This is a genomic window from Xylanibacter ruminicola, assembly GCF_900107775.1.
Taxonomy (GTDB): Bacteria; Bacteroidota; Bacteroidia; order Bacteroidales; family Bacteroidaceae; genus Prevotella; species Prevotella ruminicola_C.
In genome coordinates this window covers 693,885-705,738 of record NZ_FNRF01000002.1, presented here as the reverse complement: position 1 = coordinate 705,738, position 11,854 = coordinate 693,885, and the positions used below count along the sequence as shown (strand labels likewise).

Sequence of the window (11,854 nt, the reverse complement as noted above, 5' to 3'; positions counted from 1 at the left end):
GTAAAGGACACGACGAAAGAAAAATATTCATTACCTTTGCAACCGATAATGGATAAAAAAGACATAGACTATATCGACGAGTGTATCACGCAAATGCGGAACATTACCGACCTGTCGCGTCTGAACCATACACAAGCCGACGGCTACATATTTATTATGTGCCGTCAGGGACTGGTGAAACTTCACCTAAACGGACAGCCGCACGACATCGCCGAGCATACATTCATCATCTGCATGCCAGGACAGCACATCGACCACCTCTTGGTAAGCCCCGATACCAAGGTCAACGTGGTGCGGCTGTCTGTAAGGCTGGTACAGGAACTGATGCGCAATAACATCAAGCAGTGGAACCGTATGCTGTATATCAACAAGAGACAGGTAAACAATCTGTCAGAGCAACACCTGCAGCAATTGGCCTACTACGACTATCTGTTGGAGTCGAAGCTACAGACTCCCAATGAACCCTATCATAAGGAGATTATCCGTACTATCATTCATGCCTTGCTCTACGAGATTCTGTCGATGATGGAGCAAAGCGAGTGGCAGACCGACATGGCCGAAGATGCCAGTACTGGACATATGCACTTCAAGAGATTCCTTGACACGCTAACGAATGCCACCGTCAAGAAGCAGACGGTAGAATACTACGCCCGGCAGCTCTGCATCACGCCCAAGTATCTTGCCACCATCTGCAAAGCTTGCAGCCAAAAGTCGGCCCACGAGTGGATTGCTGATATGGTGAACGAGGACATCCGTTACTTGCTGCTCTCCACCGACCTTAGTGTCAAGGAGGTGGCCCTGCGGCTGGGCTTTGAGAACACCTCCTTCTTCGGCAAGTACTTCAAGAAACACTTTGGCTGCACACCAATGGAATATCGCATCAGCCATACTCAGTCCTCACAGACACCGGACATCCCATAAATTCATATTATCTTCACCACTCACGCTGATAGTATCTGCAACGACTACAGGCCGTCCGCCGTTCAAAGGCGAGAAGTCCAGTCCGTTGTGCGAGATGACATAGTACATCTATATTATAGTTGTTTCTAGTGCAAAGGCACAAAAAACTCCCGCATCGCGCTGATGTGGGAGAAACTTTTGGGATTTATTATGAGAATTGGGCATAACAGGCATCTTTCAGATACCGCCCCGTCTTCGATTGCTGGCAGTGGATAATCTCTTGCGGAGGGTCTTGGAAGACGACTTTGCCGCCGTCGGTGCCGCCGCCTTGTCCCATCTCGATGATGTAATCCGCTTGGGCGATGAGTTCAAGGCGGTGTTCGATGATGATGACCGTGTTTTCGTCGGCAACAAGTTTTCGGAACAAGGCAAGAAGTTTTTTGCCTCGTTTTTGGGCGTTTTTAAAAAATAAAAACTTTCTAGAGGGTAGAAATAGGGTAGAAAAATGGCCTCAAAACAGTCGTTTTTGTCATGCCATTTAAAACATAACTCACTGATAATGAAATAATTAGGTTTTCTCCTAAATATATATATATGTTTCTCGAGAAATTTGTAACTTGCTGATATTCAGGTAGTTTGGACTACCTTATTTGCCCACGCAGAATCTACTTTCCGATGCAGAATGTAAAATCTGCAAATATAAGTGTATGATAATCAATGTATATTCCTCCAATATAGAGGGACAGATTGTATGCCGAGGGACGGAGGAGGGACGTAAAATATACAAACATCTGCAAATGAAGCTGCCGTCAAAAATAAAATATACAAACATCTGCAAAGACGATTTTCCAGTTCTTTGTATATTCACATTCGTTAACACGGATTCTTGCACATTTTTGTATTCACTGAGAAGCGAGTGAAGAGCGACCTCCAATTTAAATCCCTTCAGGTACAATTATCTTTGCAGTTCTTTGTATATCTTTATAATCAGGCAAAAAATCGGAGCATTTTTTATCTCAAAATTGGGTTGTTAAAAAGTGTTGATACTAATTTTGTCCCTTGGAGGCAAAAATCGAAATCTGTCCCTCGGGGTACACTTTTGTACATCATGTTCCTCCTGTTCCAAATTCTGTCCCTTCGACGTAATATATATTATAGTCGGAAGATAAAAGGTTTAGTTTAGGTTATGGATATTTAATATGGGGATAAACTAAACAGGCTATTGCTGCGCTACAAACTAATTTCCGTATCTTTCTCCTTTTGACGGCAAAAAGTCATTTTAGAGTGTCAAAAATAGATTTGTTTATTAGAAAAATGTATAAAGTAGAATAGATTCTGGTAAAAGAAATGCGTATTTAATAATAATTTTATTATATTTGCACCAAAATTACCAAGTATGACATTGCAAAAGTGGATTGAAGACCGAGCCATTCATGGTTATCCCACGTTTTCTATCGAAGAAGTGAGAGTTGCTGGCTTGTGCTCTTCTGAACAGATTCTTCAGAATGAACTTTCCAGGCTATGTTCAAATAAGACTATAGCCAATGTGTATAGAGGTTTTTATGTAATCATTCCTGTTCATTACGTTCTTCGTGGTTCAGTACCTGCAACCTATTATATAGACCAGCTGATGGCTTATCTTAGCAAGCCCTACTATGTATGTATGCTAAGTGCAGAGGTGGTGTTTGAGGACAACCGCCAGGTGAAGCAGCTGATTATGGAGAAGAGCAGTATCGTGCACGAACTCTATCAGAACAACCCTGACCATCCGCTCTTCAAGACTTTCTATCTGAAGAACATCCATGGCTCAATGAACAATCTTGGTCATGTAAAGGGACTGGAAGACAGAAAGGACTTTGCAAAATCTATAGAATTTTCGCTTTAACTGGTATGATATACAAGATTTCAACCGTACTTCTCGTACTCGTGCTGATAGTATTGGCCGTGTATACTCCAAGGTTCAGTAAGGATATTAAGAAGAAAAAGAGTTTCGAAAACACATACGCCATTCAGAATGTGGGTAACGGCTTGTGCCTACGACCGCTTGATGCCGGGTATGAGAATGGAACGCCACTTATCCAATATCCTCTCCATAACTGGGAGTGTATCACCTGGGAAATGATAAAGGCGGACTCGGCGAATGTACTGCTGATGAACCTTTATAGTGAACGCAGTTTCCAGCCTGACGGAGAACCAAAAGTAGGAACATTCCTCTGCCAGCAGTCGATGGACGGCACAAGAAATCAACTGTGGCAGTTCTTGAAACAGGAAGACAACTCCTATCTTATCAGACTGGACGGCAGTGACCTATACATCACGTCTCCGACCAACGAGGAGAACGACCGCATTCAGCTACAGCCCTACAGGGGTGACAATAGCCAACGCTGGCGAATCATACGCCAAACTCCGTGGATTTAGACATTAGAACAAAATAGATATGGAACTGATTGACTACAGCATCAAATGGTGCGAGAGCGAGATTTACACCGCCAAATGGCTCACAGCCGTCGGCGTCGTCGGGCTGATAGTGGCTATCGCCTTCTGGAAGTGGGGGACGATAGAGACGGCACGTGCCATCGTACTGCCCTTGGTGGCAATGTCGGTTTTACAGATAGGGATTGCCGTCGGTACGACTTACACCAACCGCCAACGGATTGATGATTTCCGCGAGGCATACCAGGATTCGCCGGAAAGGTTCTTGCAGTCTGAGAAGGAACGTGTGGCAGCATTCATGCCCAACTATACCGTCGCCCTGGTTTTAGGAGGTGTGATGTTGGTGGCGGGCTTCCTGGGCTTCGCCCTTTTCAAAGCACCAATTTGGCGAGCCATCGCCCTGATGTGCATCTATTTTACGCTGACACTCTTCACGCTCGACTATTTCACGCGCGAACATGCCGACATCTATCAGCAGCAACTGGAAAGTTTGTCGGACATTGACCTGTCGATGCCTTGGGTGAAGAAATAACTATGATACGGATTATTGCTTGTCCTGACTGGAGTGGTCGTCGCCAAATACATGTTTGTACCATTTGATGGTTTCATCTAATGCAGTCATATCCTCCTTCGTGGCATGAGTGAATACCTCACCGCCAAAACCGCAAGACAGAACAATCAGTCCATTATGGTACTTCTCCAAATCCATCCGGTCAGATCGAGGAGCCATATAGAATCCGTCTGTCCAGGCATTGCTGACTATCTTGATAAGATTCTTGTATCCCTGTAGGTTCTTGGCAAGAACAGTCAGATGATAGCCCTTATAATCTTTGATTCCATTCTTCTGTTCTTTAGGGCCGTGTTTTGCCACATACAGCTCACATCCTATAATGGGCTTGAAGGGTTTCTTTCCCTTCTCTTGTCTTTCTTTATTGATGCGAGCTACATAGTCAATAAACTCCATAATACCAAACATATTACCATTGTCAGTAATGGCAATGCCTGGCATTCTGTTTTTTATAGCAGAGTCCACAATTTGTTGGATGGTGGAGCATCCGTTAAGAATGGAATAATGTGAATGTACATTAAGATGTACGAAATTAGGAGTTTTCATATTTGTATAGTTTTTCTTCTAAATCCAATAAAATGTGAGAATACTTGTGGGACAAATCATTTGATGACACAAGTACAATAAGCGTTTTTTTATGTTCAATGGCCTCTTTTTCTTTGGGTGGCAATTGTATTTCTATTTATAGTTTTATGCGTGCTTTTTGTTCTTAAATTCGCTAAAATTGCGAATTTGGAGATAAATTTATATAAAAACTGCCAATATTTGAGTGAAATGTTTGGTTAGACAAAACAAAAAGAGTATTTTTGCAACAAATTTAGACTGGTATTCATAAAATTAACGAAAATGGCTACAAAAATACAGCAAATATTAGAGGCAGCACCCAATGAATCGGTCTTGTTTGGTTCGTGGCTTTCAGGTCAGGGATTAGATGCACGTGGTCAGTATGCTTATATGAAAAGCGGATGGCTTGACCGTATATCTAAAGGGGTCTATAAGATACATGGAACAGAACCAAGTTTATTTGCTGCTGTATCGTCATATAACACGCAACTTAGTAAGAGTTGTGTGGTAGGTGCATATACAGCTTTGGAACTTCGAGGATACTCCCATTACCTGTCAATGGGAAAGCCTAAAGCTTATCTGTTTACAGACAAAAGCAATAAGTTGCCTTCATGGTTGCTAAAAGAGGATTGGGATATGACTATAAAATATATGACAACTTCTTTCCTGGGTGATGAACTTTTGGGTGTAGAAAACATGACTGTCAATCAACATGATTTGCTTGTGTCATCTCCAGAGCGTGCCATATTAGAGTGTCTGAACTTGCCGGATGCATCGTCATCTTTGCTTGACATCTATTACATCATGGAGGGCTTAACTACATTACGTCCCAAGTTGGTTCAGACATTATTAGAGGCATGCACATCGCAAAAAGTGAAGCGCCTGTTCCTCTATATGGCAGAAAAGGCTAGCCACTCCTGGTATAAAGCTTTGAAACTGGAGAATATCAATCTTGGTACATCCAGGTTTATGGTTACGCCTACAGGAAAGTACATCAATAAATATAATATAACAATCTCAAAAGAACTTGCAGAATATGAATGATAATCTGACATTATCAATAACAACTATAGGTGATTTGCTCCTTCGTAAAACCATAACTAATGGCGAGGAACCAATTAAGAACGTAAGCCTTTGTGTGCCTATTTATCAGCGCCCATACAAATGGACGGCTCGTAATGCCATACAATTGCTTGATGACATTATTGATGCGAAGAATAGCAACAAGGAAAGATACAGAGTAGGTACACTTATCCTTCACAAGTTAAATGATAAGAATCAATATGATATTGTTGATGGTCAACAACGTACCATAACATTCTCACTACTTCTGACTGCATTAGGAGAAGATGGAATCGAGTTCTTGCAGCAGAAAATATATGACAATGAGCATAATAATCATAACATTGCCAACAACTATAATGCACTTTTCCGAAGGGTTGGTTTAAAATCGAAAGAAAGTGATTCGGCTATCGAACACCAACGAGAGATGGAACGTCTAAAGGACTACATAGAGAATAGGTGCGAGTTGATTGTTGTTATAACATCAGACGTATCGGAAGCATTCCAATTCTTTGATTCTCAAAATGCACGAGGTAAGGCTCTTTACCCTCATGATTTGTTGAAAGCATACCATCTTCGCGAAATGGATGACATTAGTGAGGATGAGACAGAAAAGATTGTAAAGGATTGGGAACAGGTTTCACAAAGTGGTTTAGCAGATTTCTTTGGTAATTACCTATATCGTATCAAAGAATGGGTAAGTGGCAATAAAGCAAATGTTTTAAATGAGCATAATATCCATATGTTCAAAGGTATTACGCGTTCGGCAAGAACGCCTTATGCCCAATTCTATAAGAGTGCCTATTGTTATGCAGATATGGTCAACTCTTCTGCTATGCCTTTTGTTTCAGGAACTCGAAATGTAAATGCGTTCCAATTGAACACTCCTATAATTGCAGGTAAGCCGTTCTTTGAATATACAAAGCACTATTATAAGATATTAAAGGATATTCAGAACAATAATAAGTATGAAGGGTTCTATATCAACGACAACATTATAGTTAAAACTTTGGATCGACATTTCAAAAAAGGAATAGGTAATAGTATAGTACGTCTGATGTTTGACACCTCTGTTCTACTTTACGTTGATAGATTCTGCCCAGAAACATATCCTACAAAAGAAGATATAGAACTATTTGAACAATTTGTTATCTACGCGTTTATTTGGGCTTATTCATTGAGAGCCCAATACACTAATCTCGGTTGGCTTTCTGCACAGAATTACATTATGGGATGGAGTGATAAAATCAATGCATTCAATATGTATAAACTCATTGTTAAGCAAGATTCACCGACCTCATTATTGAGTGCTTTAGCTGACATGCTAAATCCTCTTTCAAATGATGACATTAAAGACGGATGGGCGCAGGAGTGTTATGAGTATAGTGGCAAAGGAGAAACATTGAAGGATCTAAAGGATGAGAAAGATGGTGTGTATGAAAACTATCTGTATTTCTTTCAAATAAATGGTTACTATAAAAATTGATTACAATGAAAGATTTGAATAATATTCTTGAAGAGTGTTCTATTAACGATATATATTTCACAAACAGAGGGATTTCTATAATATATAAGATTCCTATATATCAGCGTAATTATGCTTGGGAACGTGAAGAGATCTACGCCTTGATAAAAGATGTGTACGATTCCTTGAAGAAGTCGGTTTACTATATTGGAACTCTTGTCACATATAAGCGTGATGAGAATATCTTTGAGGTTATTGATGGTCAGCAACGATTGACAACAATCTACATTATTTTGAAAGCTTTGGGTATAGAAACTATTCCAAATACTCTTACTTATTCTGCAAGAAAAGTTTCAGCAGTGACAATAGAAAAGATGCCTAAGTTTGGTGAAGAAAAAGACCTTGGTATTGTCGATGGGTTCAATTATGCAAAAGAAGCTCTCAAAGACATTGTTGGCGAAAAGAATGATGAAATAGATACATTCAAGGATTTTTTCTTGAACAAGGTACATATCATTCATTATCGTGTGCCGAAAGATGTGGATTTAAATCACTATTTTGAAGTTATGAACTCTCGTGGTGAGCAGTTGGAAAAGCATGAAATAGTAAAAGCTAAACTCAGCGAACAGTTAATAGGCGATGACAATGCAATGCAGAAGTTTAGCCGTATATGGGAGGCTTGTAGTGATATGAGTTTCTATATTCAGCAGAAACTCCCAGATATGACAAGTGTCTTTGGTAAAACTATGGAAAGCTTTGATATAGAGTCTTTCGACGAGTTTCCAAGTTCTGATGTAGATACATCTTCATCATTAGGTATGAAAACCATTTCAGAGTTTTTAAATTCGCCTATAAAAAAGATAGATAAAGATGATGTGATTGACAATAACGATCATTTCCAGCCAATAATAGACTTTCCGAATTTTCTATTGATTGTACTGAAAATTACGAGGCTGAAGGATGAAAAAGACTTCAATCCTTTGAGTTTTACGCTTGATGATAAAGAACTCATTAAGGAGTTCGAGAAGGTAAATCTTACTCCAGAGTTTGTTAAAGACTTTGCATATAATCTCCTTTCTGCTAAATATTTCCTTGACAATTATGTTATACACCACGCAAATGGTGAAGATAGAGTCATTGAAAATCCATGGAAGTTGCAATATTATTATAAGAAAGGTAATAAGGCTGCTTATCTAAAGGATTTATACGAGGGTAATAAAGCACGACAAAACGAGGTTATTCAACTTCTTTCCATGTTTGAAGTTTCTTTTACACCCAAGCAAAGAAAGAACTATCTGTTCTATTGCTTACTTCATTTATTCGAAGATTGGGACCTTGATAATTATTTAGAATTCTTGAGAAAACTTGCAGACAAGTATTTCTTTGATGTATATCTCGATGCAAGTAAACTCAACGAAATCAATCAACCAAAGCCTAATAGTTTCGATGAAACTATTCTTAATGGCGGCGAATTAAATGTTGAATTAGAGGACGTTGATCGTTGCTTTGATAGCGTTTATCCTGTAGGTTCATGCAATATACCTCTCTATGTATTTAACTATACAGATTATAAGCTATGGAAAAAATATGCAGAAGAACTTCGAAGTAATAAAGAAAAGAAGGGTTCGCGTAATAGAATAGAGTTTTTCAGCGCATTAGGTTGTAGTGACTTTGAGTTGGAACCATTCAAGAATTTCTATTTCTCTCGAACTCGAAAAAGTTTGGAGCATTATTATCCACAAGCTAAAGCAGGGGACAATATGCCAATTAGTTCGCAAGATATAAATTGCTTTGGTAATTTTGCAATGATAGGTTCTGATGCAAATAGTTCAGGCTCTAACTGGAATCCAATTGATAAAAAGAATCGCTATCTTGATACAAAGTCCAATCAAGTAAGTGTCGCTTCCCTAAAGTTTCGAATTATGTTACAAATATGCCAGGACAATTACGATGCTGGTGTCATAAATGAATATTTGAAACGTCCATTTGGCTTAGAATGGAATGTTGATGATATGGTTCGGCATCAAGAGAAAATGCTTGAGATTATTATGAACATATGATAACGCCTACAGGAAAGTATATCAATAAGTATAATATGACAATCTCAAAAGAACTTGCAGAATATGAATGATATAAGATCAAGTGTTTACGCACAGAAGGTTGAGTTGCTACTCCGTCTCATTCCGATAGTGATGGAAGATACGGTATTTGCCATACATGGTGGCACCGCCATCAATTTGTTCTTGAAGGACCTGCCACGTTATTCCGTAGATATAGATTTAACCTATATTCCATTGGCTGACCGTCAGACAAGTTTGGATGACATTAATATGCATCTGAAAGCCATTGCGGAAAAGGCAAAGAAAGCTTTCAAAGGGATGCACATCGTACCCAATTTCAATACCTGCAAACTACTATGCGAGTATCGAGGTAAGCAGGTGAAGATAGAGGTCAATCAAACTAAGAGAGGAATAATAGGTGGTAATGTTCAAACATTTCCATTGAGCGCGAAGGCGCAAGACGAGTTTTCTCTCTTTTGCGAGGCAAATGTTGTGCCCCCAACTCAATTATATGGTGGCAAGATAGCAGCAGCGTTATCACGTCAGCATCCTCGTGATTTGTTTGATGTGAAGTATATGGATATTCCATTGAGTGAATGCCGAGAGGGACTTATCTTCTGCTTACTTGGCAGCGATAGGCCCATTCATGAGTCTTTTGTTCCAGGCCTGATTGACCAGCGGGAAGCAATGGAAAACCAGTTTGCTGGCATGACAAATATTCCTTTTACATACGAAGAGTTTGAAGAAACTCGCGCAAAACTCATCAGTGATGTCAAGTCGTTGATGACAGAAGCGGATAAGAAGTTCCTGATTAGTTTCGAATCAGGTCAGCCAGAATGGGATGGCTATGAGTTTGAATATTTCAAGGATTATCCTTCAGTACAATGGAAGCTACTCAATCTGAAGAAACTCGCTAAGCTGAATCCGAATAAGTTGCAGGAGGAAAAAGAGAAATTGATTTTTGTTCTAAACTAAAGAATTACGAGATTAATAACAATATTGTCATTATGGTTAACAATGTTCCTATATATTCTAGCTCTGGTATTGGACAAATTGTGGGATATCGCGATTTGTTCCATGAACGGATGATGCCAAACATTCGAAAGTGCGTTAGCACTCTTGAACGTGAAGCCTTGATGCACTTAGTTAGTAATATGGCAGAGAAACTTGTCAACAAACCATTCTATAATCCTTACTACGGGCCTGGAAGAAAGGATATAGATGCACTTGGGTTCTTTTTTAGCCAAGACAATGCCAAGTATATTAATGACGTTATATCGCGTTTTAATAAACTTGTCAATCGTGCAAAGAAACAGCCCCATTCTTATTTGGCAGCATCGGAAGATTCTTTACTATATTTGATGAGGGATATTTTTGCTACAACATATAAGGTTAATAATTATAATAAAGGCAAAATTGAAAAGAATTTTTTCAAATCTCTTTATGCTGCAAACCAAATTACATGTGAACGTGGTGGCGGTGTATCTCCTTATACATTAGAAGAAAATCCAGAACTTTTCTATGCAGCTACAATGGTAAGACAGTTCTCATCTAATAACTACCATGATAATCATATGTTACTGGTTACTCAGACTATTAAGTGTATTCGGCTCTTTGAATTTGCAGCTGAACATACTGTGTTTAGTAAAATAGTACCGTTGTTTTGTGATAAGTATGGACTTGATTCTAAATGGTGGTATTACCCCAAGGCGATATGGGAATTGGAATGCATTTTTAATTCTCATGTAGGTGAAATTGATTTTGCTAAGTGTAAGATGCCCGATGGAAATATAACATATAGGGTTGCAATTGAATCGTCTTTGGGTATAAATGACTATGTGCCCAAGAAAGAAAATCGTGATTTTACAAAATTTCGTTCGCGTCCTTTGATTCGTATGGATAAGACTCGCTTTTTCTTGTTCAATCATAATTTATGGATTGAGCATATATATAATAGCCTTTATTTTGACTTTCGTGAAATTGCAGAAAATGTTTTAGGGTTTAAAGGGCAAGATTTCAACAAGCTATACACCACAGATTTTTCCGAAGGTTGTCTTTTTACTCAAACATTAAAAGAGATTTTTCTTTCTCAATCAGATATTAATCTATGTGAGAACGAATGCGTAAAGATAGATAAATCTAAAGATGCGTTAAATTGTGGCGCTCCTGATTTTTACGCGCGCTATAATAATGTAGTCTTTCTTTTCGAGAATAAGGATATAAAACTTAAAGATTACACTAAAGAGTATGGTAGGCTTAATGATTATCTTGATTTCCTTTACTTGAATTTAATTCGTAATGAAAAAGGAAAACCGAAAGGTGTTGGACAATTACTGAAGAATGTTCAAAGAATAAGAACTGGAGAGTTTCAAAAACGATGGGATTCGGCTTGTCCTAAAGATGCGATTGTATATCCGATACTTGTTTTAGCTGACGTGAAACAAACAATGAATGGCGTGAAAAATTTCCTTCAGTATTGGCAGAAAGAAGAATACTGCAAATATTCTCTTATTGACGGTTCAAATATTATGCCTGTAGTCCTTACTGATATAGCTACTATATGTTTATATGCTAAAACTTTCTCGAATAATAATTTTAAGTCATATCTTGATGACTACTATAAGAAGTCGTCAATAGAACGTTTTGAGAAAAGTAATGAACTGACAGATTTGTTTAATGGTTTAGCTTCCTTTCCAGAATACATGAAAACTCAACATAATGAAGGGCTTGATGAGTTTTCCAAACATTGGGAGAAATACATACGAAAATAGTATTAGTGATGATATCTGCTTTCTTAATATC

Annotated in this window: 12 protein-coding genes; 11 read left to right on the top strand and 1 reads right to left on the bottom strand. The window is 38.7% G+C overall.

Annotated features, from left to right (window positions below; all coding sequences use genetic code 11):
* Positions 1-48: 48 nt before the first annotated feature.
* The 6 genes from BLU97_RS07130 (at position 49) to BLU97_RS07105 (ending at position 3,865) form a co-directional block, all read left to right on the top strand.
* On the top strand, positions 49-921 hold the full coding sequence (locus BLU97_RS07130; protein ID WP_074760859.1) for a helix-turn-helix domain-containing protein: 873 nt from the start codon (positions 49-51) through the stop codon (positions 919-921).
* 271 nt (positions 922-1,192) lie between these two features.
* Positions 1,193-1,372, top strand: a complete 180-nt coding sequence (locus BLU97_RS07125) for a hypothetical protein (RefSeq protein WP_074760858.1) — start codon at positions 1,193-1,195, stop codon at positions 1,370-1,372.
* Positions 1,373-1,937: 565 nt separating this feature from the next.
* Complete coding sequence (locus BLU97_RS16430) at positions 1,938-2,069, top strand: 4Fe-4S binding protein (RefSeq protein WP_139208891.1); 132 nt, start codon at positions 1,938-1,940, stop codon at positions 2,067-2,069.
* 227 nt (positions 2,070-2,296) lie between these two features.
* Positions 2,297-2,785, top strand: coding sequence for a hypothetical protein (locus BLU97_RS16195; protein WP_074760856.1), 489 nt, complete (start codon positions 2,297-2,299; stop codon positions 2,783-2,785).
* 5 nt (positions 2,786-2,790) lie between these two features.
* Positions 2,791-3,318, top strand: coding sequence for an RICIN domain-containing protein (locus tag BLU97_RS07110; protein WP_074760855.1), 528 nt, complete (start codon positions 2,791-2,793; stop codon positions 3,316-3,318).
* Positions 3,319-3,337: 19 nt separating this feature from the next.
* On the top strand, positions 3,338-3,865 hold the full coding sequence (locus BLU97_RS07105; RefSeq protein WP_074760854.1) for a hypothetical protein: 528 nt from the start codon (positions 3,338-3,340) through the stop codon (positions 3,863-3,865).
* Positions 3,866-3,877: 12 nt separating this feature from the next.
* On the opposite strand, the gene BLU97_RS07100 is transcribed toward BLU97_RS07105, so the two are convergent.
* Positions 3,878-4,447 carry a PHP domain-containing protein gene (locus BLU97_RS07100; RefSeq protein WP_074760853.1) on the bottom strand — a complete coding sequence of 190 codons (570 nt, stop codon included), beginning with the start codon at positions 4,445-4,447 and terminating at the stop codon, positions 3,878-3,880.
* Between the two features lie 300 nt (positions 4,448-4,747).
* Here BLU97_RS07100 and BLU97_RS07095 point away from each other — a divergent pair, with 300 nt between their 5' ends.
* The 5 genes from BLU97_RS07095 (at position 4,748) to BLU97_RS07075 (ending at position 11,823) form a co-directional block, all read left to right on the top strand.
* Positions 4,748-5,509 (top strand): type IV toxin-antitoxin system AbiEi family antitoxin, encoded by a 762-nt coding sequence (locus tag BLU97_RS07095; RefSeq protein WP_074760852.1) that lies wholly within the window; start codon positions 4,748-4,750, stop codon positions 5,507-5,509.
* Entirely contained in the window at positions 5,502-7,013 is a 1,512-nt protein-coding gene (locus BLU97_RS07090) for a DUF262 domain-containing protein (protein WP_074760851.1), read from the top strand. Before BLU97_RS07095 ends, BLU97_RS07090 begins: the two co-directional genes overlap by 8 nt.
* Before the next feature lie 5 nt (positions 7,014-7,018).
* The gene (locus BLU97_RS07085) at positions 7,019-9,052 is read left to right on the top strand and encodes a DUF262 domain-containing protein (protein WP_074760850.1); all 2,034 of its coding nucleotides are present in this window, start codon (positions 7,019-7,021) and stop codon (positions 9,050-9,052) included.
* A gap of 63 nt (positions 9,053-9,115) precedes the next feature.
* Positions 9,116-10,027, top strand: a complete 912-nt coding sequence (locus tag BLU97_RS07080) for a nucleotidyl transferase AbiEii/AbiGii toxin family protein (RefSeq protein ID WP_074760849.1) — start codon at positions 9,116-9,118, stop codon at positions 10,025-10,027.
* A gap of 32 nt (positions 10,028-10,059) precedes the next feature.
* The gene (locus BLU97_RS07075; RefSeq protein ID WP_139208890.1) at positions 10,060-11,823 is read left to right on the top strand and encodes a hypothetical protein; all 1,764 of its coding nucleotides are present in this window, start codon (positions 10,060-10,062) and stop codon (positions 11,821-11,823) included.
* Positions 11,824-11,854 lie beyond the last annotated feature (31 nt).